Annotated in this window: 17 protein-coding genes; 5 read left to right on the top strand and 12 right to left on the bottom strand. The window is 69.5% G+C overall.

Annotation, left to right across the window (positions count from 1 at the left end; translation table 11 throughout):
- Window position 1: 1 nt before the first annotated feature.
- From E6J58_21900 to E6J58_21885, 4 genes are all read left to right on the top strand, one after another.
- Window positions 2-913, top strand: a complete 912-nt coding sequence (locus tag E6J58_21900; GenBank protein TMB33072.1) for an alpha/beta hydrolase — start codon at window positions 2-4, stop codon at window positions 911-913.
- Complete coding sequence (locus E6J58_21895; protein ID TMB33071.1) at window positions 914-3,796, top strand: hypothetical protein; 2,883 nt, start codon at window positions 914-916, stop codon at window positions 3,794-3,796.
- A gap of 89 nt (window positions 3,797-3,885) precedes the next feature.
- Entirely contained in the window at window positions 3,886-6,753 is a 2,868-nt protein-coding gene (locus E6J58_21890) for a hypothetical protein (protein ID TMB33070.1), read from the top strand.
- Window positions 6,381-7,169 carry a cyclic nucleotide-binding domain-containing protein gene (locus E6J58_21885; GenBank protein TMB33069.1) on the top strand — a complete coding sequence of 263 codons (789 nt, stop codon included), beginning with the start codon at window positions 6,381-6,383 and terminating at the stop codon, window positions 7,167-7,169. Before E6J58_21890 ends, E6J58_21885 begins: the two co-directional genes overlap by 373 nt.
- Window positions 7,170-7,189: 20 nt before the next feature.
- On the opposite strand, the gene E6J58_21880 is transcribed toward E6J58_21885, so the two are convergent.
- From E6J58_21880 to E6J58_21865, 4 genes are all read right to left on the bottom strand, one after another.
- On the bottom strand, window positions 7,190-8,485 hold the full coding sequence (locus tag E6J58_21880) for a histidine--tRNA ligase (protein TMB33068.1): 1,296 nt from the start codon (window positions 8,483-8,485) through the stop codon (window positions 7,190-7,192).
- On the bottom strand, window positions 8,482-9,330 hold the full coding sequence (psd, locus tag E6J58_21875) for a phosphatidylserine decarboxylase (protein TMB33067.1): 849 nt from the start codon (window positions 9,328-9,330) through the stop codon (window positions 8,482-8,484). The genes E6J58_21880 and psd overlap by 4 nt, the downstream gene beginning before the upstream one ends.
- 36 nt (window positions 9,331-9,366) lie before the next feature.
- Window positions 9,367-9,987, bottom strand: coding sequence for a hypothetical protein (locus E6J58_21870; GenBank protein TMB33066.1), 621 nt, complete (start codon window positions 9,985-9,987; stop codon window positions 9,367-9,369).
- A gap of 78 nt (window positions 9,988-10,065) precedes the next feature.
- Window positions 10,066-11,079: a hypothetical protein gene (locus E6J58_21865; protein TMB33065.1), complete on the bottom strand. Its 1,014-nt coding sequence runs from the start codon at window positions 11,077-11,079 to the stop codon at window positions 10,066-10,068.
- Between the two features lie 151 nt (window positions 11,080-11,230).
- On the opposite strand from E6J58_21865, the gene E6J58_21860 reads away from it, so the two are divergent.
- On the top strand, window positions 11,231-12,019 hold the full coding sequence (locus E6J58_21860) for a class II glutamine amidotransferase (GenBank protein ID TMB33064.1): 789 nt from the start codon (window positions 11,231-11,233) through the stop codon (window positions 12,017-12,019).
- Between the two features lie 2 nt (window positions 12,020-12,021).
- Here E6J58_21860 and E6J58_21855 read toward each other — a convergent pair whose 3' ends face one another.
- The 8 genes from E6J58_21855 to tilS form a co-directional block, all read right to left on the bottom strand.
- Window positions 12,022-13,098, bottom strand: a complete 1,077-nt coding sequence (locus E6J58_21855) for a hypothetical protein (protein ID TMB33063.1) — start codon at window positions 13,096-13,098, stop codon at window positions 12,022-12,024.
- Between the two features lie 7 nt (window positions 13,099-13,105).
- Entirely contained in the window at window positions 13,106-13,567 is a 462-nt protein-coding gene (gene tsaE, locus E6J58_21850) for a tRNA (adenosine(37)-N6)-threonylcarbamoyltransferase complex ATPase subunit type 1 TsaE (protein ID TMB33062.1), read from the bottom strand.
- A complete protein-coding gene (locus E6J58_21845) occupies window positions 13,564-15,102 on the bottom strand; it encodes an NAD(P)H-hydrate dehydratase (GenBank protein ID TMB33061.1) in 1,539 nt (512 codons plus the stop codon). The genes tsaE and E6J58_21845 overlap by 4 nt, the downstream gene beginning before the upstream one ends.
- Window positions 15,099-15,809: a pyridoxine 5'-phosphate synthase gene (locus tag E6J58_21840; protein ID TMB33060.1), complete on the bottom strand. Its 711-nt coding sequence runs from the start codon at window positions 15,807-15,809 to the stop codon at window positions 15,099-15,101. Before E6J58_21840 ends, E6J58_21845 begins: the two co-directional genes overlap by 4 nt.
- Window positions 15,810-15,843: 34 nt before the next feature.
- Window positions 15,844-17,232, bottom strand: coding sequence for a phosphoglucosamine mutase (locus E6J58_21835; protein TMB33059.1), 1,389 nt, complete (start codon window positions 17,230-17,232; stop codon window positions 15,844-15,846).
- A gap of 70 nt (window positions 17,233-17,302) precedes the next feature.
- Window positions 17,303-18,160, bottom strand: coding sequence for a dihydropteroate synthase (gene folP, locus E6J58_21830; protein ID TMB33105.1), 858 nt, complete (start codon window positions 18,158-18,160; stop codon window positions 17,303-17,305).
- Between the two features lie 541 nt (window positions 18,161-18,701).
- Window positions 18,702-20,762 (bottom strand): ATP-dependent metallopeptidase FtsH/Yme1/Tma family protein, encoded by a 2,061-nt coding sequence (locus E6J58_21825; protein TMB33058.1) that lies wholly within the window; start codon window positions 20,760-20,762, stop codon window positions 18,702-18,704.
- A complete protein-coding gene (gene tilS, locus E6J58_21820; GenBank protein ID TMB33057.1) occupies window positions 20,759-22,192 on the bottom strand; it encodes a tRNA lysidine(34) synthetase TilS in 1,434 nt (477 codons plus the stop codon). The genes E6J58_21825 and tilS overlap by 4 nt, the downstream gene beginning before the upstream one ends.
- Window positions 22,193-22,488: the final 296 nt, after the last annotated feature.

Below are 22,488 nucleotides of genomic sequence, written 5' to 3'. Positions count from 1 at the left end.
CATGCAGGCGGAGCTGCAAGGGGTCGAAACGGGATTCGCCGAGGGCCGCGACGGCACGCGAATCCACTGGTCGGCGGTCGGGAACGGCGCTCCGGCGCTCGTCTGCTGCGACGGGATCGGCTGCGACGGATTCGCCTGGAAATACGTCCTGCGCGATTTCGCCGCGCGACACCGGATCGTCCACTGGCACTACCGCGGCCACGGGCGCAGCGGTGTCCCGCGTGATTCCACCCGAGTCGGCTTCGACGACATTTCCTCCGATCTGGAGAGCGTCCTGCAAGCGACGCGGACCTCGCAGGCGGTGCTGCTCGGCCACTCGATGGGCGTGCAAGTCGCGCTCGAGCACCACCGCCGCCGGCCCGATCAGGTCCTGGGCCTGGTCCTGATCTGCGGCTCGTACGGATTGCCTCTGGATACCTTTCACGACAGCAAAGCGCTGAAGATCCTGCTGCCGTCGATGATCGTGGCCGCGGGAAAGTACCCCCAGGCCATGAGCCTCATCTGGCGCCTGGCCGCGAGCGGGGAGCTCGCCTACCAGATCGCCACGCATTTCGAGGTGAACGGCCGGCTGGTGCGCCGCGACGATTTCCTTCCCTACTTCCGGCATCTCGCCGGGATGGATCCCCAGCTCTTCCTGGGGATGCTGAAGCACGCGAGCGAGCACACCGCGTTCGATCACTTGCCGCATGTGAGCGCCCCCACGCTGATCGTCGCCGGGACCGACGACACGTTCACGCCTTACTGGCTCAGCGAGGAGATGCGGTCGCGCATTCCGGGCGCGGAGCTCCTGACGGTGCCGGGCGGGACGCATGTGGCCCCCATCGAGCATCCCGAGCTGATCGCGCTTCGGCTGGAGAAGTTCCTGGCCAGCATTCCCGCGCGCGGATCCTCGACGGCGCGGCGCACTGGCTGAATGCGGCTGTTCGCGCTCCTCTTGCTCGCGGGTCTGCCGGCGGTCGCGCTGGACCCGCGGTTCGTCTGGGAGACGCTCGACACACCCCATTTCGAGGTCCACTACCACCAGGGAACGTACCGGTACGCGCAGCGGGTCGCGCGGGCCGCGGAGCTTTCGTACCAGCGCCTGGTTCCGCTTCTGGACCATGTTCCGGACGGACGGACGCATATCGTGGTGCAGGACGACACCGACTTCGCCAACGGCAGCGCCAGCCCCATCCTCTACAACCTGATCCACGCCTATGCTCCGCCCCCGGACGCGCGCAGCACGCTCGCCGACTTCGACGACAACGTCTACGAGCTGATCTCGCACGAATACACGCACATCCTCCACCTCGACACCGTGCTCGGCCTTCCGCAGGCGGTGAATGACGTCTTCGGCAAGCTGTGGATCACCAACGGCGGACAGCCGATCTGGTTCATCGAGGGCATGGCCACCTTCGCCGAGAGCGAGGTGAGCGCGGCGGGACGCGTGCGCGCGTCGGAAGAGGACATGGTGCTGCGCGCCGAGGTCCTGGAGGGCAAGCTTCCGCGGATCGACACGCTCTCCAACCTTCCGCTCGAATGGCCGCGCGGCTTCGGCCAGTACACCGTCGGATCGCGCTTCCTCTCCTTCATCGGGAACGAATACGGCCTCGGCGCGCTGCGGGACCTGTCGCACGATTTCGGATCGCGGCCCGTCCCCTTCGCGATGAACTTCAGCGCCGAGCGGGTGCTGGGACCGACCTATCTCCAGCTCTACGACCAGTTCGCGGCGGAGGAGCTGCGGCGCGCATCTCGACTGCAGGCGCAGGTCGGCGCGTCGGGGCCCACGGCCATCGAGCCGCTCACGCGGCTCGGGGAATGGGTCCGCACACCGCGTTGGAGCCCCGACGCGTCGACGCTGTACTACACGAACGCCGGGCCGGATCGGCTGGCGGAGATCCGCGCGGTCCGTCCGGACAAGTGTTGCGGACCGCCTGTTCCCATGACGGAGTCGACCCGTCCCGGCGACCGGCACGTCGGGAATCTCTGGTCGGATGGTTCGGGGGACTCGACGCTCGCGGTGGGCCCGGACGGGCGCGTCGTGTACGCGCGTGCGCAGGTATTCCAGGAGTTCGAGATCCTCCAGGACCTCTACTCCGTCGATCCGCGTACCGGCGACGAGCGCAGGTTGAGCCGCGGTCTGCGCGCGCGGAGCCCCGACGTTTCGCGCGACGGCAACATCGCATTCGTCTGGAGGCGCAGCGGGGGAAGGACGGCGATCGCGGAGCTGCGGGCCGAAGGTCCCCGGGTCCTCTTCGAGGACCCGCACGCCGAGCCGGTGGACAGCCCGCGCTACTCGCCCGACGGCGCGCGGGTCGCGTTTCTGCACCACCGCGACGGCGCCTGGGACGTGCGCATCGTCGACCGCGCCTCGCTCGCGGTCACCGACGTCACCCGGGATCGGGCGCTGGACCGCGACCCCGCCTGGACGCGCGACGGGCGCTGGCTCCTGTTCAGCAGCGATCGCAATGGCGTCTACAACTTGTACGCGTGGAGGCCGGGCGATCTGCGCCAGGTCACGAACGTCGTGCTGGGGGCCTTCGAGCCCGATCCCTCGCCGGACGGAACGCAGCTCGCGCTCGTGACCTACAGCTCGCGCGGATACGACGTCGGACGCATGCCGCTCGAGCCCGACTCCTGGCGCCCGGTCACGGCGGCGCCGCTGGCCGAGCAGCGTCCGCCGGTCACGGCGGTGCCGCAGGAGGAGATCTATCCGACGCGGCCCTACTCGCCCTGGGAAACGCTGAGGCCGCATTTCTGGCTCCCGTACGCGGCGGCCGACGGATACGGAACGACGGTGGGGGCGCTGACGGCGGGATTCGACGCCGTGGACCGGCACGAATACGCCGCCACCGCCTGGTGGAGCATCTACGGGAAGGAGCCGGGATTTGACCTCATCTACGTCAATCACTCGCTCTATCCCGACCTGACGCTGGAGTTCACCCGGGACCTCGGCGCGCCGCAGGCAGCCGGCGGACTGGATGCGCCGGGCTACTACTTCGAGCGATCCATCGGCGGCTCGATCACCGCTTCGTTCCCGTTCTCAGAGGTGGAACGCTCGCAGTCGCTCTCGCTCACGTACGAGCTGGAGAACCTGGCCGTCGACACCAATCCGCTCGGCGTTCCCACGTCGCCGGGGCTGCTCGCCGCGGCGACGCTGACGTACTCGTGGTCCGACGTGAGGCGCTTCGTCCGCAGCATCTCCAGCGAGCGCGGCCAGCGATTCGCCCTCTCCCTGCGTCTTTCCGACCCTGCTCTCGGAAGCCAGTTCTCGTTCTGGCAGGCGACGACGTCCGCATCGAAGTTCTTCGCCCTGCCCTGGAGCACGCGCGGCGTTCCCTGGCACCATGCGCTGGCCCTGCGCGGCTCGTTCGGTGTCTCGAACGGGGATCTGTCGAACCGGCACGATTTCTTCCTCGGCGGCTTCCAGCAGGGGGATCTGGTACGGAGCGTCCTCAACCCGGCGGCTGGGACGCCGCGCCTTCGAGGTTTCGCGCGAGACTCCTTTCACGGCACCGCTTATGCGCTGGGGACCGCGGAGTACCGCTTTCCCCTCTTTGACGTCGAGACCGGAGCGTGGACCCTGCCCGTCTACCTCCGCCGCCTGCACGCCGCGGTCTTTGCCGATGTCGGCGACGCGTTCACGTTCTCGCGACACGACTTCCACCTCCACACCGGCGCCGGCGCGGAGCTGCGCGCCGAGGTCGTGCTCGGCTGGATCCTGCCGACCGATCTGCGCTTCGGGTGCGCGAGAGGGCTGGAGTCGGGACCGGTCGCGATCCTCGACTGCTACGCCGCGCTCGGCGGCGTGTTCTGACGCCCGCTCCACGGGTGGGAGAAGCGTAGACATCCGGCGGCGTCAGTTCCTGGCGCGCTCCGGCGCGCGGCGTGTACTCTCGAGAGCAGATGGCAGGCAGGATCGAACGTGCGCTCGAAGCCGGCCTGCGCATCCGCCCGGGGGAGCAGCGTCGCGTCGCCCTGATGGCGCTGTATGCGGCGAACGCGATCGGCGCCGTGGTGGTCGGGCGCTCGGTCCGCGACGCCCTCTACCTCTCGAATCGCCCCGCCCGCGGCCTCGCCGGGATGTACATCTGGAGCTCGATCGCCATCGTGCTCGTCTCCTGGCTGTACGCGCGGATCGCCGACCGCATGCGCCGCGGTTTGCTCAACGCCGTGAGCGCGCTGGGATGCGCGGCGCTGGGCGCGGCTTTCTGGGCGGTGCTGACCGTCACCGACGCCGTCTGGGTCTACGCCGGCCTCTACGTCTTCGTCGAGGCGATGGGGTCGCTGGTGGTGATCCAGTTCTGGACGCTGGCCAACGACGTTTTCCATGCTCGCGAGGCGAAGCGGCTCTTCGGGCTCATCGGCGGCGGCGGGACGCTTGCGAACGTGATCTTCGGACTTCTCATCGGACGATACGCGCAGGTCTTCGGGGCGCAGAACCTGCTGCTCCTGATGGTGGCGCAGCTCATTCTCTGCGCGACTCTGGCCCAGGCAGGCTCGCGGCTGGCCTCGCCTTCCCCGCTGCCGCTTCGCTCCCGCCCGGTGAGGAAGGCACGAGTGCTCTCCCGCGCCGGCCTTTCCTTCCTCTCGCAAAGGCACCTGACGATCGTCGCGCTGATCGGAGCGGTCAGCGCCGCGGCGGTGACCATCGTCGACTTCCAGTTCAAGCTTTCCGCTGCGGCAGTGCTGGACGAGAACGACCTCGCCGGGTACTTCGGCCGCTTCTATGGCATCTGCGGCGGTGTGGCGCTCGCGGTACAGATCTGGGTGACCGGGCGCGTGCTCGAGCGGTACGGGATCCTCGCCTCGCTCTTGCCTCTGCCGCTCGGGCTCGCGCTCGGCTCGGGCGCTTCCGTCGCGTTCTCGGCTCCCGGGCTCTTCGTCAGCTCGCTCGCGAAAGGCTCGGATACCATCTTCCGCTACACCATCAACGACGCCTCGATGCAGCTCCTGTACGTGCCGGTGCAGCCGCATGTCCGCGGGCGTGCGAAAGCGTTCATCGACGGCGTCCTCAAGCCCAGCTCGGTGGCCTGCGCCGGGGCGGTCCTGCTGCTCTACAAGCACTCGGGTGGAAGCGGCCGCCCGCTGACCGCCGCCGTACTGGTGCTCGTCGCGGTCTGGATCGGGCTGCTCGTGCGCGCCCGCGGCGAGTATGTCCGCAGCCTCGTCGAGTCGCTGGAACGGCGGCACCTCGATCTCTCCGGCATGGAGTTCTCCGGCCTCAACGAGGCGACGTTGCGCGCGTTGCGCACGGCGCTGGGCGGCGACCCGGGGACCATCCTCCACGCTGTCACCCTGGTGCGGCAGCTCTCCCAGGCGGCGGACTTCACGCCCGAGTTGCGGCAATTGCTGCAGCACCCGGATGCCGCCGTGCGGGCCGCGACTCTCGAGCAGCTCGGCGCGCTCGGCACGACCGAGCCGCTGCCGCAGATGCGCGCGCTGATGCGGGATCCGGTTCCGGAGGTGCGCGCGGCGGCGCTGGGAGCGGTCTGCGCCATCGAGCAGGAGGCGGCCGTTTCCGCCGTGCTGCCCTTTCTCGACGTTCGTACCGCGCCCGAGGCCGTGGTTCGAGCCGCCGCGTGCGTCGCGCTCATCCGCCACGCCGGAATCGACGGCGTGCTGGCCGCCGCCGAGCCGCTCAACCAGCTTCTGGCGGCCGTCGACCCGCGCGATCGCGCGGCTGCCGCGGACGCCCTCGGCAACATCGGCGTGCGAGGGTTCTTCCGTCCGCTGCTCGTTTTCCTCTGCGACCCGGAGAACGCGGTCCGGCGCAGGGCGATCGCCGCCGCCGGCAAGCTGCGCGCTCCGGAGCTGATCCTGGCCATCGTCGAGCAGTTCCAGCGCCGGGAGACGGCGCTGGAGGCCGCCGGCGCGCTCGCCGCCTACGGTCCGGGGATCGAAGGCGCGCTCCAGGGCATCCTCGTCGACGAAGCGTCCCAAGTCGATTGCCGCCGCGGCGTGGCGCTCGTACTGCAGAGACTGGCCACGCGCGAAGCTGCGGACGCGCTCGTCGCCGCCCTCACCGCCCGGGAGCCGGCGGTGCGCAAGGCCGCGGCGCGCTCGCTGGCGCGGCTCACCCGGCGCCAGCGCGGGATCCGCATCGAAATCGCGCGGGTGGATCGCGCCGCGCACGCCGAGCTCTCCGCGGCGCGGACGGCGCTGGCGATCTTCAAGAAGCTACCCCTGCGCGCGGCCGCACACGCGCCGCGCGGCGCGGGAGAGCTGCTGGCGATGGCGTTGCTGGAGGAGCGGGATGCCCGCGTGCTCCAGGCGCTGGTGCTCCTCCAGGTCCTGTTGCCCGACGTCAGGCTCGACGTCGTCGCGGAGTACCTGCGCTCCGAGTCCGCAGCAGCGCGGGGGAACGCCATCGAGGTGCTCGACAACACGCTCCCCGAGCCGTGGAATCGGCAGGTGATGGCGACGCTCGACGAGACCAAGCGCCGCGGCGACCAGGTGCTGGCCGATGCGCGCCCCGCCCTCGAGCTCGCCGACGCGCTGATCCGCGGCGAGTGCGGGCTGTGGGTGGGAGCCTGCACCGCGCGCTGGGTCCTCGATGCGCCGTGGCTGCTCGCCGCCGTCCTGCCTGCCCTGCGGTCCTCGCTGCACGCCCCCTCGGCGCCGTTGCGCGAAGCCTCCGCGTTGGCGGTGGCTCGCGTGGCGCCCGCGGAAGCGCCCGGCCTGCTGGCACAGCTTGCCGCAGACCCGGCGCCGTCCGTCCAGCGGACCGTGCGCGCCCTGCTCGCCCCCGTCGCGCCGAGGGCCACGGCGTGATCTCGACCGTCGAAAAGGTCCTCTTCCTCAAGAGCATCGACCTGTTCCGCGCGCTTCCTTCGGAGGAGCTGGCCCAGATCGCCGAGATCGCGGAGGAGCAGCCGCTCGCCGCGGGCGACCAGGTCTTCGCGCAGGGCGAGCCGGGCGACGCCCTTTATCTGATCGTCGAAGGCAAGGTGAAGGTGCACCAGGGCAACAAGGAGCTGGTGCGTCTGGGCGAGCGCGACGTGTTCGGCGAGATGGCGGTGCTCGATTCGGAGCCTCGTTCCGCCAGCGTCACCGCGGTCGAGGACGCCGTCCTGCTCAAGATCGGCCGCGACGACTTCCGCGACATCCTCGGCGAGCGGCCCGAGATCGCCATGGGGGTGATGAAGGTGCTCACCCGGCGGTTGCGGGAGACCAGCCGGAAGTCGTGACCGAGCGCAGGCGCGTCGTGCTAGCGCCCCGCGAGCTTCTTCACTTCCTCGGCGAAGCCGTCCAGCGAGACTTCGTGCTGGGCGCCGGTCTTGAGCTCCTTCAACCGCGCCCGCCCTGCCTTGAGCTCGGCATCTCCCAGCACCAGCGCGAATCGTGCCCCGAGCGCGTCCGCCCGCTTGAGCTGGTTTCCCGGATTCGCCTTCCTGAAGCTCACCTCTGCGGGAAGCCCGGCGGCGCGCAGCTGTTGCGCGAGCTCGTCGGCGCGGGCCGCTTCCGCGTCGCCCAGCGGCGCGATGAAGACCAGGGGGCGCGTCGCGCTCTCCTTGCCCTGCTGCGCGACGAGCAGCGCCAGCCGCTCGACGCCGGCCGCGAAGCCGATCCCCGGGACGTCGGGACCTCCGAGCTCCTTCACCAGTCCGTCGTAGCGTCCGCCGCCGGCCACGGTGCTCTGGGCGCCGAGACCGGAAGTGGCGATCGCCTCGTACGTCGTGCGCGTGTAGTAATCGAGGCCGCGCACCAGCTTCGGGTCCACGACGAAGGCAACCCCCAGGCGGTGGAGCGTCTCCTGCACCCCGGCGAAGTGCGCCTTGCACGGGTCGCAGAGAAACGCATCCATCTGCGGCGCCCCCGCGGCGACTTCCTGGCACTTGGGGTTCTTGCAGTCGAGCACGCGGATGGGATTGGTCTCGGTGCGCTTGCGGCAGTCCTCACAAAGGTCGCTGGCGCGGGAGCGCAGATACGACTGGAGCGCCTCCCGGTACCGGGGGCGGCAGGTGCCGTCGCCGAGCGTGTTCAGGTGCATCGCGAACGGGATCCCGAGCGTCTTCAGCCAGCGGTCGAGCATCTCGATCTGCTCCGCATCGATCCGCGGGCCCGGATTGCCGAACGCCTCGATGCCGATCTGTGTGAACTGGCGGTAGCGCCCCCTCTGCTGCCGCTCCCGCCGGAACATGGGGCCGACGTACCACCACTTGGTCTCCGGCTCCTGCTGATTGACGTTGTGCTCGACGTAGGCGCGCACCAGCGAGGCCGTGTCCTCCGGCCGCAGGGTCACCGAGTCGCCGCGGTCGTCGAAGGTGTACATCTCCTTGCCGACGATGTCGGTGACCTCGCCGATGCTGCGGACGAAGAGCTCGGTTCGCTCCAGGATCGGCGTGCGCGCCTCGCGGTATCCGTAGAGGGGAAAGAGGTCGCGGGCGGTCTGCTCGACGAGCTGGTAGTGCCCGATGCGGACCCACGGATCGTCGTCCTTCACGTAGGTGTCGATGGGCAGGACGTCGCGGGTGCCCTTCACGCCGCGGATCTTCTGGCTCATGGCGATTCCAGCGCCTCGCCCAGCTTGATCGCGAGCCCGGGCCGCAACCGGTCGGCGAGCTTCACCCCGGGCGCGAAAAGGACCACCACCGTGGAGCCCATCTCGAACACCGCAAGCTCGCCGCCCTTCTCCACCCGCAGCGACCGCTCGTACAGCTTCCGCTCCGGCTGCCGCGTGCGGCGCGCGTTGGTGACGACGTCGTCGTAGACGGCGCGGATCCGGCCCACGTTCGTCGCTCCCACGGCAACCACCGCGCAAGCGCCGCGCGGCGTCTTGAGGAACGTGGTCAGGCGCTCGTTCACGCAGAACAGTTTGTCCACGTTGCGGATGCCGGTCGGGTTCACCGGCCAGAGCTGCCCCGGCATGTTGACGTACCCGGAGATCTGTCCGCCCAGCGGCGCATGGATGCGGTGATAGTCGTAGGGAGCGAGATAGATGGTGCAGAACGCGCCACCGCCGAACTGCCGCGCGTCCTGTTCCGCCTGGGGCCCGCCGATCAGCTCCGCGAGCGTGTAGTGCTTGTCCTTCGCCTGATAGAGGCGCGACTCGACGATCTCGCCCAGCTCTCCCACCGTGCCGTCGACCGGGCTGACCGGAAGGAGCTCTCCGGGCGCGATGGCGCGCGCTCCAGGCCGGAGGCGGCGGGTGAAGAACTCGGTGAACGTCGGGTACTCGTCGATCGGGCGCTCCGCTTCGCTCAAGTCGACGCCGTACTTGCGCGCGAACGCGCGGATCACCGCCCGCACCACGGGCTTCGGCGCGCTCGCGCGGCAGGCGGCGCCCACCGCGCGCGAGAGCGTGTTCTTGGGCAGCAGGCGCAACAGCGTGTACGACAGCTCGGCCATCGGGCTGCGTTGTGTAGCAGGCCGTGCCGCCTTGCGCTATCGCGGCTGCGCCGAGCCAGCTCTGGGATCGGCGGTGCGCCGATAGATCTTGCCGTTGACGACCAGCACGATCTGCCCGCTGAGCCCCGGCAGCTTTCCCTTGCACGTGTCCGATGGAGCTACGCGGTACACCGTTCCCGCGACGCCGGTGCCCTGCTCGGTGAACGGCTCGCTGTCCACCAGGCAGCCGCCGTTGTGCGCGTTGAGGTCCGCCATCGAAGCGCCCGGGCCGAACGGATCCACCGGCGGTCCGGCGTCGGCCTCGCTCGCCGCCAGCACCTTCGAGGGATCGATGTTCACCTGCGCGGAGGCGACGCTCTGCGCCGCCGCGGCGGCCATCTTCTCCCGCTCGGCGAGTTGCTTCGCCAGCTCCTCGCGCCCGCGCTGGATCAGGCCCAGCATGGCCTGCGCCCTGGACGCGTCGACCGATCGCGCGCTCACCTTGTGCAGCAGGGCTACCACCTCGTCCATCTTCGGGTCGCCGTACGCGTCGTCGAGCTGCGTCGCGTAGAGCTGCTGGTAGATCGCATTCGCCTGCTGGAAGTTCGGATCCGGGGCGCTGCTGCGGCAGCCGGCGAACGCAATCAGAAGCAGGCAGATCGCGGCGCTGCGGGACACGCGGGTCCTCCCGTCGAAGAAAGGCGTCGATCCGACGCTAGCATGGCACCTGCGCGGGGGCAGATTTCCGGCCGCCGCTCAGAAGTGCGTGGTGACGCCGATGGAATCGGTCTGCACGTCCCACCAGAGAAGCCCTCCTCCGGTGGCCGCGAGCACCGCGGCGGCGAAGTAGAAGCCGCGGGCGATGCTCGCGTTTTGATCGCCGTCGGGGAATGCCTGCGCCTTGGGGCTCTGCAGCTGGCTGACCGGGACCCCGTTGCTGGAGCTGGCAGCGGTAGATCCGCCGCGAGCATTGAAGGCGAGGCCGATCACCGCGCTCGCCACTCCCGCTCCAATGGCAGCGATGGCAGCCGGCCGGACCCATGCCGGTTTTCGCGGAGCCGCGGTCGCGATCGCCACCGGAAGCGCCGCCGCGGGAACCGCGACCACCGGGGCGGCGCCCAGCTCGAGCTGGGCGTCGGTGGTACGCCCGAACCGGACCTCGACGAACGTGCTGGTCTCCTGCGTCCTGTCCTTGACCCGGATGGCGTGCTGGCCGGGCGCCAGTCCCTCCAGCGGCTGCGCCAGAGGCAACGTTCCCGCGTGCTTGCCGTCGAGATAGAGCTGCGCCCCCGCAGCTCCGGGGACATCGACGCGCAGGGCGCCGACGAAGCGGGACGGCGCGAGCAGGTGGATGGCGGCCTCGCGCACCTTCTCGATCAGCGCCTCCTGAGAGCCGCTCACGGGATGCGTCGCGCGGCGGAGCTCCTGCCCGGAGCGGGAATCGATGAGCTTCAAGTCGACCATGAACGAATCGCCGAGCTGGCTGGTGGTGCCCATGATCAGCAGGCGTGCCCCGGCGTGGGCGGCGGCGGCGGCGGCGCATGCGACCCTCGTCTCGCACCCCGGCTCGCGCTTGAGGGCGGCCGCGACGTCCCTCGCAGACGCCAACCTGGCTTCGGGAAGCTGCGCCAGCTCATTGCGGAGCGTGACCTCCAGGGCGTGAACGACGTCCGGCGGCGCTCCCAAGGGGCGCAAGGGCAGCAGCGCTACGACCGGCGCGGTCGTCGCGGAGGCGAGCACGAGCGCCAGCGCTGCCCACATCTGCGTCACCCCTCCCGGCGGCCCCGCAGCGGCCAAACAAAATTACAGCACGACCGCCAGGGAGAACGCTACCCTTGATGCACTCTCCCCGTAGCCGCGACGCCATTTTAGGTCCCCTCGCTCGCGGTCGATAGGGGGCGCCATGGTATGATGCTCTTGGATGTGCCGTCTCTTTGGCTGCCGCTCACGCGCCGTCGACGCCGTATCCCATGAGCTCTTTCACGGCGCAAACGCACTCCGCGTGCAAAGCCGTGAGCATCCCGATGGTTGGGGCGTCGGCTGGTACGAAGACGGCGTGCCGCGTGTGGTCCGCAGTCTCACTCCTGCCCACGGCGACGCAGATTTCGAGAAGCTGTCGCAGTTTGTAAGTGCGCAGACGGTCCTTGCCCACGTCCGCAAGGCCAGCGTCGGCCGCGTGGCGGAGGACAACACACATCCCTTCCAGCGCGGGCCGTGGCTCTTCGCGCACAACGGCACCATCCCGGACTGGGACCGCGTGCGCGCGCCGCTGGAAGCGTTGATCGATCCGTCGCTGCGGGACGAGCTGCGCGGAGAGACGGACAGCGAACGTTGCTTCCTGCTCTTCCTCTCCCTCCTGCGGCGGCGCTGCGAGCTCGAGCGCGCGAACGCGGAGGCTGCCGGGGCGGCGATGGCGGAGACGGTCGCCCTGGTGCGGGAGATCGCCGAGCACGGAGAGCACAGGGCGAGCACCACGTTCCTGGCCACGGACGGCCGCGTGCTCCTCGCCTGCAGGCGAGGGCGGACGCTGTTTCTCTCCTCACCCGCGCCGGACCGGCACGGAGAATCCGGATACGTCGCGATCGCCAGCGAGGACCCGGGCGAGCCTCCTCCGGGGGGAAAACGGGCCTGGCGTCTTCTCCCGGAGGAAGCGCTGGTGGTCGTGGACGAGCGTCTGCGGCTGACGGTGACCTCGATCTTGCCGCAGTGAGGTCAGCGGGCGGTGACGGGTCGGCCTTGGCAAGCCGGTTGGAACGAGCGCACCATCGCCGCCAGCTCCGGCTCGGCGCGGGCGAACGACTTCGGGGTCGCGAAGGCGACCACCTGGTACCCGCGGTTCCCGTAAGCGAACAGGCCACGGTAGTACTCGAGATCGAGCGTCTTCGCGTGACCCCGCAAGTGGAGCATCGCGCCGCCGGGCAGGGGCTCGCGGCCCAGGTTCTCGAACTTCGTCAAACGGCCCTTCATCTCGTCGATCACCGCCCGCTCGAACTTGTCCTGGTTGATCCGGAGCGTCGGCTCGACCGCTTCGCCCATGATCATCACGTGCGCGTCGAGATCCGGGCGCGTGAGCCATCGATCGGAGGACGGGTTGTCGCGCGACGCCAGCTGGGGCGCGCGCAGGTACCAGTGCTGCTCGGGTACCGACAGGCAGTAGTCGAACTTCTCGCCCTTCAGGCGCCCCGCCGCTGGCGAGATGTCCCCCTTCGAGGTGAGCAGCGCCGCCGCCGCCGGATTCGAGCCGGTCCAGGTTTGCATCACCCCGGCCGTCGCCAGGAGCAGGTATGCGACGCTCAGACCCGCGCCCGCGCCAATCCGCGCCTTTCCCGCGTCGCCGACGAGCAGCAACAGAAGCGCGGCGGAGAAGCCGGCCTGCAGCGTCAGCGACGTCATGTCGTGCTGCGCGCCGAACATCGCGCCGAACACGATCAATCCGAGGACGACGCGGACGATGGCCCACTTCTGCAGCGTGGCTCTGCCGGCGAGAAGGCCGCCGCCGACCACGAGATCGACGATCATCCCTTTGACTTCCTGGTTGGCGAGAGGGCCGGTCCCTGCACCTTCCTTGATCATCGAGAGAACGTTCGCCCCGGCGTTGAGGAGCAGCACCACTCCGGCGACGCGGGCGCCGAGCGGAAGCGCTTTTGCTGCCACCGCCTTGCCGAGGCCGAGCACGGACTTCGCGGGAGCGACGACGCCGGCGATCGGGTTCGCGCATCCGCGGCACACGCTGTCGGAAGCCGGTTCCTGGGCAAGGCCGCAGTGCGGACAGGTGATGGTGCTGGTCATCGCTTCATCATAAGGAGGCGATGGCGGCGAGCAGCTTTTCCGCCCGCGAACCTGTGGCATGCAAGCGCACCTTGCGCGACCTCGCGCCCGCGTGCTCGAAGGCGATCTCCAGCCGATCGGCGGGCAATGCGCCCGGCGCGCGGTCGGCCCATTCGCAGAGAGTCGCTGCCGGTTCGGCCAGCAGGTCATCGAATCCGAGGGAGAACAGCTCGCCGGGACCGGAAACGCGATACAGGTCGAGATGCTGCAGGAGCACCGGGCCGCGATAGCGGTTCACGAGCGCGAAGCTCGGAGAGCTCGCAGCCTCGGCTCCGGCGCCCTCGGCGACGGCCTTGACGAACAGCGTCTTTCCCGCGCCGAGCTCGCCGGTGAGCGCCACGAAGTCTCCCGGTTGCAGGATTGCACCGAGCTTCTTCCCCAGGGCGCGCGTCGCCGCGGGAGTCCTGAGGAGCAGCTCCCGGACGATCATCGTCCCCAGCGCCGGAAGAGCCGCGGCAGGCCGATGCGGACGATGTCGCTGGCCACCAGGGGCGTCTCGCCGATCTCCGCCGCGGCGAGGTCGCCGGCCATCGCGTGGACGAAGACGGCGAGCCGGCCCCGCTCGGACGTTCCGCCGATGCCGGAGCGCCTCGCCAGCAGGGCGGCGGCGATGCCCGTGAGGACGTCGCCCGTCCCCGCGGTCGCCATCCCCGGATTCCCGGCGGCGCAGATGGCGCTGGATCCTTCCGGGTCGGCGATCACGGTGTGCGCTCCCTTGAGCGCGACGCAGCCGCCAAAGCGCTGCGCCGCGCGTACCGCCGATTCGACGCGGTCCGAGAGAGCGCGCTCGGTCTCCTCGCCCGTGAGGCGCGCGAACTCGCCCGGGTGCGGCGTGAGCAGCGGCCGGGTGGGCGCCTTGCGGAACCATTCGGCGATCCGGTCCCGATGTTCGGCGAGCGCATTCAGCGCGTCGGCATCGAGCACCGTCACCTCCGCGCCCGCGACCAGCTCACCGATCAGAGGCCCGGTCTCCGGGCCCCGGTGAATCCCCGGCCCGATCGCGAGCGCGCTCTTTCCCTTCAGTGCCTCGCGCAGCGGCGGCAGGTCCGCCGCAGCGAGCGGACCGCTTCCGGGCAACGCCGCGAACATCGCCTCGGGGACGCCGTGGAGGGCCGCCCCGACCTCCGGCCTTGCGGCGAGCGTCACGAGCCCGGCCCCGGCCCGCAGCGCCGCTTCGCAAACCAGGGCAGCCGCTCCGGTCTTTCCGGCCGATCCGGCGATGACCAGCACGTGCCCGAAGTCGTTCTTGTGCGCGTTCCGCGGCCGCGCCGGGATCTGCGCTCGCGCCCATTCCTCGTCGATCAGCTCGCACACCGGCCCCGAAAGCTTCTCTTCCAGCGCACGCGGAATCCCGATCGGCGCAACGGCGATGCGCCCGGCGCAGTCGGCTCCGGGATGCAGATACAGTCCGCGCTTCGGCGCGTGCAGGGTCACCGTCAGGTCGGCCCGCGCGACGTGCACGGGATAGACGTGCCCGGTGTCCGCGTCGATGCCGCTGGGCACGTCGACCGCGACGATCTTCGCGCCCCGCTCGCGGGCGGAATTCATCGCCCGGATGGCCTCCGCCTCCGCGCCCTCGGGCGGACGGGAAAGACCGCTGCCGAACACGGCATCGATGAGGACGACGCCGGGTCCGCCGCGCAGCGTCTTTTTCGCGTCCTCGCCGCCCGCCGCCTGCCACGCCTTCGCAGCCAGAGCGGCGTCGCCTTTCAGGCCGTCCGGCGATCGCGTGAACCAGACGTAGACCTCCGGGATGGTTTCACGCAGCAGGCGCGCGGCGACGGATCCGTCGCCGCCGTTGTTTCCCGGGCCGCAGAAGGCGACCACCTTTCTCGGCTGCAGCTCGAGCACCGCGCGCGCGACGGCGCCCCCAGCGCTCTCCATCAGGACCCGGGTGGGCAGCGCCGCCTCCGCCGCGGCGAGCCGATCCAGCTCGCGCTGCCCGGCGGCGGTCAGCAGCCTCATCCGATCAGGTCCTTCATGTCGCGCACCGCCCGCTCGAGGCCGGTGAGGATCGCCCGGCAGACGATCGCGTAGCCGATGTTCAGCTCGGTGATCTCGGCGATCTCCGCCACGGGCTTGACGTTCCAGTAGTCGAGGCCGTGGCCGGCGGCGACGCGGAGCCCGAGCTTGGTCGCCGCCTTGGCGCCTTCGACGATGCGGGCCAGCTCGCGGGCGCGGTCCCTCGAGGTGCGCGCCTCGCAGTAGCGACCGGTGTGCAGCTCGACGGCCTGGGCGTCGGCGCGGTGGCTGGCCTTGATCTGCTCCAGGTCGGGGTCGACGAAGAGGGAGACCTCGATGCTCGCGTCGCGCAGCGATTGCGCCACGCGGCGGATCTCCTCGCGGTTGGAGATGACGTCCAAACCGCCCTCGGTGGTGAGCTCTTCCCGGCGTTCCGGAACGAGGGTCGCCGTGTCGGGGCGGTGCTGGAGCGCCAGGTTCAGCATCGGCTGAACCGCGGCCATCTCCAGATTCAGGGTGCCGTTCACGGTCTTGCGGAGCACATCCAGGTCGCGGTCGTTGACGTGCCGCCGATCCTCGCGCACGTGAAGGGTGATCTGGTCCGCTCCGCCCAGCTCGGCGAGGGCGGCGGCGGCGACCGGATCGGGATAGCGGCCCTTGCGCGCCTGCCGCAAGGTGGCGACGTGATCGATGTTGACGCCGAGCCGCATCGGGCGAGGCCCTCCGCGGCGCAGTGTACCGAATTCAGCTTCCGATCGCTCTCTTCAGCTCCGCGGCGATCTCCGCGGCGTAGGCATCGATCTGTTTCTGGTCCGGCCCTTCGACCAGGACGCGCACCTTGGGCTCGGTGCCGCTGTAGCGAACCAGGACCCGACCATTGGCGCCGAGCTTGCCCTCCACGTCGCGGATCGCGCGCATCACGCCGGGGAGCGAGCCGAGCTCGGGCTTGCTCTTCACCTGAAGCCCGAGCTGCGCCTGGGGGAACACGTCCATGCACTGCGCCAGCTCGGAGACGGGCCTGCCGGTCTCCATCATCACCGCGAGCAGCGCAAGGGCGGCGATGGTGCCGTCGCCGGTGTTCGCGTTCTCGAGGAAGATCAGGTGGCCGCTCTGCTCGCCGCCGAAGCTGTACCCGCCGCGCCGCAGCTCCTCGAGCACGTACCGGTCGCCGACGCGCGTGCGCAGGACGCGGCCGCCCGCCTTGGCCAGGCACTGATCGAGCCCCATGTTGCTCATCACCGTCGCGACCACCGTCTTCTTCGGCAGCGCCCTGCGGCGGATGAGATCGAGGCCGCAGATCGCCATCACGGAGTCGCCGTCCACCACGTTGCCGTGCTCGTCGGAAACGATCAGCCGGTCGGCGTCGCCGTCGAGCGCGATGCCGAGATCGGCTCCGGTCTTCCGCACCGCCTTGCACATCGTCTCCGGGTGCATGGCCCCGAAGCCGCGGTTGATGTTCTTTCCGTCCGGCTGGTTGCCGATGACGATGACCTTGGCCCCCAGTTCCTGCAGGACGGCTGGCGCCACGCGGTAGGCGGCGCCGTGGGCGCAGTCGATCACGACGGTGACGCCTTCCAGGGTCAGGTGCCGCGGGAACGTGTTCTTGGCGTAGACGATGTAGCGCCCGGCGGCGTCGTCGATCCGGTACGCCTTGCCGATGCTGGTGGCAGTCGGCCGCAGGTGGTTCAGCTTGTCGTTCGCGATCAGGTCCTCGATCTCGGCCTCGACCTCATCGGGCAGCTTGAAGCCGTCGGCGCTGAAGAACTTGATCCCGTTGTCCTGATAGGGATTGTGCGACGCGCTGATCACCGCCCCGGCGTCGGCGCGCATCGAGACCGTCAGGTTGGAGATGGCGGGCGTCGGCAGCGGGCCGCAGAGCAGCACGTCGACTCCCATGCTGCAGAGCCCGGAAGCGAGCGCCGTCTCCAGCATGTAGCCGGAGAGCCGCGTGTCCTTGCCGATCACCACCCGATGGCGATGGTTGCCGCGCTTGATCTGATGGGCGACGGCCCGGCCGAGCTGGAGCATCAGCTCGCCGGTCATCGGGTACACGTTGGCCGTGCCGCGGATTCCGTCGGTCCCGAACAGCTTGCGCGCAGGCTCTACCGGTTTCTCTGCCAAGCGGACGGCCATGTTGAATGCTCCTGAAGTGAGACGCAATCTTGGTGCCTGGTTGGCGGGGCGGCAAGACTGCGGGCGAGTGTCAGGCAACGGACGTCCCGACGGCATCGGCAACGGCCAGCGCCTCTCGCGTGGCTTTGACGTCATGCACCCTCAACACCGAAGCCCCATTCGACGCCCCTATCACGGCTGCGGCGACGCTCCCGAAGAGCCGCTCCGGCGCCGGCCTTCCGGTGGCGGCGCCGATGAACGACTTGCGGGAAGCGCCGACGACCAGAGGTCGCCCGAGCTGCGTGAGTTCCCGCAGCCGGCGCAAAAGCGTCAGGTTCTGCACGCCGGTCTTGGCGAATCCGAGGCCGGGGTCGAGCGCAATGCGCTCGTCGGGGATCCCGGCGGCGCGGGCGCGCTCGAGTGCTTCCGTCAACTCCTGCGCAACTTCCCCGTGCAGATCGGAATAGGTGGCGCGCGACTGCATGTCGGCGGGTGTCCCCCGCATGTGCATCAGGCAAACCGCCGCGCCGCTTGCGGCGCGGAACAGCTCCGGATCGCGTGCCAGTCCGGAAACGTCGTTGACGATCTCGGCCCCGGCGTCGAGCGCGGGCGCGGCCACCGCGGCCTTGGTGGTGTCGATGCTGATGGGCAGCCCCGTTCGCCGGGACAGCTCGCGAACCACGTGCTCAGTGCGACGCCGTTCCTCTACCGCATCCACCGGACTTGCGTTGGGCCGGGTTGACTCGCCGCCGACGTCGATGATGTCTGCACCATCCTCCGCCAACTTCAGGCCCTGCGCGATCGGGTCGTAGGCGCCCCCATCCGAGAAAGAGTCTGGTGTCGCATTCACGATTCCCATCACCAGCGTGCGCCCCTCGGGCAGGTGGCTTCGTGGAAGCTTCCAGGCGGTGCCTCGCGCCGGCGACTCGACGTTTGCGGCCCGGCGCATCAGATCCTGGGCCGCCTCGCGCAGCGGCTGCCGTTCCAGCGCGTCCGCGAGGCTTCGCGCTGCGAGCCAGATCTGCGCGATGCTCCCGAGGGCGAGCGCGCCGCGCGAGCCTTGCAGGACGACGATCCCGGATTGGCGCAATCCCTCTGCGAGGGCCGGCTCCGCGCCGGTCAGCAGCGCCGCCCAACCGCGCAGGTTCCCGTCGGCGACCGAGCGTCCAGCGGCCGCGCAGGCCTGGAGCGAATCGGACTCGTTCTGGAGCTCGAGCAGCCGCACCGGCACGACTCTACACAAAGCGAGCGATCACAGCGCGCGCGCTGTAAACTCCCATGATGGACGACGCCGCCTTCATCGACGCCCTCAAGTCGGGCACCCTGCCGAACCACCAGATGAACCACGCCGCGCACCTGCGGCTCGCGCTGGTGTTCCGTGGGCAGCCGGAAAAGGCGCGCGAGATACTGCTCAAGTACGTCGTGCGAGTGGGCGCGCAGGTCAAGTACAACGAGACGCTGACCTGGTTCTGGTTGCGCGCCGTGAACGCTCACGAAGGCGATCTGCCGGCGCTGCTCCGGACGCAGCTCGCCGACACCAACCTGCCGCTGCGGCACTGGTCGCCGGAGCTTCTCTGGTCGGACGCGGCACGGGCGCAGTGGGTCGAACCCGACCTGGAGCCGTTGACGTTCTCTGGCTTCGGCACCGGCGCCGTCAGGCCGCCGAGGGCGTCGAGGATCTTCGACTTCTCCTTCACCTCGGGTCGCCGGACCTCGTTGGGCTTCGGCGCCGGCGGCGTCGGCTTGCTCTTCTTCAGCGTGCCGCCGCGGAGCAGCACTTCCACTTCATCGCCGTCCAACGTCTCCCACTCCAGCAGCGCCGCTGCAACGCGATCGAGCGCGGGCTTGTGCTCGATCAACAGTTGCTTGGCCCGCGAGTACTGCTCGGTGACGATCTTGCGCACCTCGGCGTCGATCTCGATCGCCGTCGCCTCGGAGAAATTGCGTGCCCGCTGGCCGAACTCGCGGCCGAGGAAGACCTCGCCCTCCTCCTCGCCGAAGGCGAGCGGCCCGAGCTTCTCGCTCATGCCCCACTCGCAGACCATGCTGCGGGCGAACTTGGTGGCGTGGTCGATGTCGCTCTTCGCCCCCGAGGTGATGTCGTTGAACTCCAGCTCCTCGGCGATGCGGCCGCCCATCGACATGGCGATGCGGTCGAGGACCGAGCTCCGGTTCCAGTTGAGCCGGTCTTCCTTGGGCAGCATTTGCGTCAGGCCCAGCGCCGGACCGCGAGGGATGATGGTGACCTTGTGCACCGGATCGTTGTGCTCGGTGAGCTTCGCCACCAGCGCATGACCGGCCTCGTGCCAGGCGGTGATCTTCTTGTCCTTCTCGCTGATGATCATCGAGCGCCGCTCGGCGCCCATCATCACCTTGTCCTTGGCGAACTCGAAGTCGCCGTTCTCCAGGCGCTCCTTGTTCTTGCGCGCGGCGATCAGCGCCGCCTCGTTCACCAGGTTTTCCAGGTCGGCGCCGGAGAAGCCCGGCGTCCCGCGGGCGACGGCGTCGAGGTCCACTTCGGGCGAGAGCGGCGTCTTGCGCGTGTGCACCTTGAGGATGCCCTCGCGGCCCTTCACGTCGGGGCGCGGGACGACGATGCGGCGATCGAAGCGTCCGGGGCGGAGTAGCGCCGGATCGAGGACGTCGGGCCGGTTGGTCGCGGCGATCAGGATCACGCCTTCGTTCGACTCGAAGCCGTCCATCTCCACCAGCAGCTGGTTCAGCGTCTGCTCGCGCTCGTCGTGGCCGCCGCCCAGGCCGGCGCCGCGATGGCGGCCGACGGCGTCGATCTCGTCGATGAAGATGATGCAGGGCGCGTGCTTCTTTCCCTGCTCGAAGAGATCGCGCACGCGGGACGCACCTACGCCGACGAACATCTCCACGAAGTCGGAGCCCGAGATGGAGAAGAACGGAACCCCCGCCTCGCCCGCGATGGCGCGCGCGAGCAGGGTCTTGCCCGTGCCGGGGGCGCCCATCAGGAGCACGCCCTTGGGGATGCGTCCGCCGAGCTTGGTGAACTTCTTCGGATCCTTGAGGAAAGCGATGATCTCCTCGAGCTCCTCTTTCGCCTCGTCGATGCCGGCGACGTCCGAGAAGGTGACCTTGTTGTGGTTCTCGGAGAGCAGCTTCGCCTTGCTCTTGCCGAAGCTCATCGCCTTGCCGCCGCCCGCCTGGAGCTGGCGCATGAGGAAGACGAAGAGGATGCAGAGGACGCCGAGAGGCATCCAGGAGACGAGGAACTGCGCCCAGAGCGACTGCGAATCTTCCTTCTCGAACTTCAGCGCCACGCCCTTCTGGCGCATCTTCTCGAGGAGCTGACTGTCGAGCGGCGAGACGGTCCGGAAGTCCTGGCGGTTCTTGAGCTGGCCCTGGAGCACGTTCCCCTTCACGGTGGTCGTGGAGACGTCGCCCCGGTCGACCGCCGCGTAGAACTCGCTGGCATCGATCTCCTTCGGCTCGGTCGAGCGCTGCCGGGAGAAGATCGAGTAGAACGAGAAAAAGAGCAGGATCAGGACCGCCCAGAGAAAGAACGTCTTGTACGACTGTCTCACCTTGGCTCCTCGTCTGGCCTCGGATCCATCGTAGCAGAACGGGATTCGTGCCGCCGCCTGGACGGTAACGGTCCGTCCGAAGGCTTCATTTCCGGGAGCAGGCGGAAGGAGACGCCACCGCTGCGGCAGGCCGCAGAAGGGCGCAGTCCCTCGACCCAGAAGACGCGGCCTTTCGCGTCGGCGAGGAGCGCGAGCTGGTCGCGGACGTCCTTCGGAATGTGCGCGTCGATGAGCAGGTCGGCGACCTTCTTCGCCCTGCCGCCGCCAGGACGAAACCGATCGCCGGGCCGGCGGCCGCGCAGCGTCCAGGGAAACGGCGCCTCCGTCACGTCGACTTCCACTCCTTCTCCGGAGCTGCCCGCAACCTCCAGGACCCGTGCCCCCCACTGGTAACGGCCGGGCGCCGGGATCGCTACCTCGGCCGGCCGCGGATGCGGTGGACGGCGGCGCTCGAACTTGACCACCGCCCTCCCACCGGGGACGTCGAGCGCGCCTTCACCGCGGTCGAGCAGACGGAGGATCGCTTCCAGGTGGTGGCGCTCGGGGCGAAGACCGGCGTCATTGGCGGCGAGGAGCAGGGCGCGCCGCTGCAACGCGGGGTGCCGGTCGGCGCCGCGTTGCGCCAACGCGTTGAGGAGCTCGTCCTCTTCGGCGAACAATTCGGCGGCGCCCGCCAGCGCCTCCTCGAGGCGCGGATTGAGCTCGAGGAGCTTGGGCCAGAGGGCGCGAATCCGCGTGCGAGCGCGGGCCGGGTCGGCGTTGTGTGGATCGTCGACCCAGTCGAGTCCCTGGGCGCGGCAGTACGCCTCGGTCGCTGCGCGCGAAACGTCGAGCAGGGGGCGCAACAGCTCGACGCCGGGAGCAAGCGCTCGCCTGCGCCGGACGCCCGCCAGCGCGCCCGGTCCCGCGCCGCGGAAGAGGCGGAGCAGCAGCGTTTCCGCCTGATCCGTCCGGGTATGCGCGGTCGCGACCGCGGTCGCGGAAGCCTCGTGGGCGAGAACAGTCAACGCCGAGTATCGGGCGGTTCTGGCGGCCGCCTCCAGACCCTCCGCGCTCAGGTTCAACTCATTGATTTTCTTGAGATAAAACCGGGTCCCCAGCCGTTTGGCGAGCTCGCGAACCCGCTCGGCCTCGGACGCGGATTCCCGGCGAAGCCCGTGGTCCACGTGTCCGATCGCGCACCGGACGTTCAACCGGACAGCGGAGGCCGCAAGAGCAACGGAATCACGGCCGCCGGAGCAGGCGATCAGGACGTTGGTGCTGGGCGACAAGCCCGAGGAGACGGCAGGTTCGACGCTGTCCGCCAGATTTCCCACGGGCCTGAGTGTAGCGCCGCGTGGCGCCATTTCGGCGTACGGCCTTGCGCGTAGACTGTTGAGAACCCAATTTTCCTGACGGAAAAGGGGGCATCGGGTCAGCAGCGGGAACATCCAGCGCAGACAGCGGGTTCTGACGGTGGCGCGGCGCCTTGCCGCGGACAAGGATTGGGAGTGAGCCTGGGGGTCCCCCCCTCCCCCTCCAGGCTCATGGGCTGGCCCAGCGACGCTGAGGCCAGCCTTTTTTTCGGCGCGGCCACCGCAGGTGGCTCAGCGCCGATTGGTTTGAGACTGTGCCCGTCTCAAACGAATGCCAAAACGCACATCAAAAACGTCGTCCGCTTCCGCAGCAGGATTGCCACGCAGCACCGCATATACGCGGCCGCCCCGAACTCGCGCACGATGGTCCC

The organism is Deltaproteobacteria bacterium, assembly GCA_005879535.1.
Taxonomy (GTDB): Bacteria; Myxococcota; Myxococcia; order Myxococcales; family 40CM-4-68-19; genus 40CM-4-68-19.
This window is presented reverse-complemented; position numbering and strand designations above follow the sequence as displayed.

Coding starts and splice junctions, on each gene's coding strand:
- E6J58_21900 (TMB33072.1), top strand. CDS start 2: ATGCAGGCGGAGCTGCAAGGGGTCGAAACGGGATTCGCCGAGGGCCGC.
- E6J58_21895 (TMB33071.1), top strand. CDS start 914: ATGCGGCTGTTCGCGCTCCTCTTGCTCGCGGGTCTGCCGGCGGTCGCG.
- E6J58_21890 (TMB33070.1), top strand. CDS start 3,886: ATGGCAGGCAGGATCGAACGTGCGCTCGAAGCCGGCCTGCGCATCCGC.
- E6J58_21880 (TMB33068.1), bottom strand. CDS start 8,485: ATGAGCCAGAAGATCCGCGGCGTGAAGGGCACCCGCGACGTCCTGCCC.
- psd (TMB33067.1), bottom strand. CDS start 9,330: ATGGCCGAGCTGTCGTACACGCTGTTGCGCCTGCTGCCCAAGAACACG.
- E6J58_21860 (TMB33064.1), top strand. CDS start 11,231: ATGTGCCGTCTCTTTGGCTGCCGCTCACGCGCCGTCGACGCCGTATCC.
- E6J58_21855 (TMB33063.1), bottom strand. CDS start 13,098: ATGACCAGCACCATCACCTGTCCGCACTGCGGCCTTGCCCAGGAACCG.
- tsaE (TMB33062.1), bottom strand. CDS start 13,567: ATGATCGTCCGGGAGCTGCTCCTCAGGACTCCCGCGGCGACGCGCGCC.
- E6J58_21845 (TMB33061.1), bottom strand. CDS start 15,102: ATGAGGCTGCTGACCGCCGCCGGGCAGCGCGAGCTGGATCGGCTCGCC.
- E6J58_21840 (TMB33060.1), bottom strand. CDS start 15,809: ATGCGGCTCGGCGTCAACATCGATCACGTCGCCACCTTGCGGCAGGCG.
- E6J58_21835 (TMB33059.1), bottom strand. CDS start 17,232: ATGGCCGTCCGCTTGGCAGAGAAACCGGTAGAGCCTGCGCGCAAGCTG.
- folP (TMB33105.1), bottom strand. CDS start 18,160: ATGCGCCGGGCCGCAAACGTCGAGTCGCCGGCGCGAGGCACCGCCTGG.
- tilS (TMB33057.1), bottom strand. CDS start 22,192: ATGTTCCCGCTGCTGACCCGATGCCCCCTTTTCCGTCAGGAAAATTGG.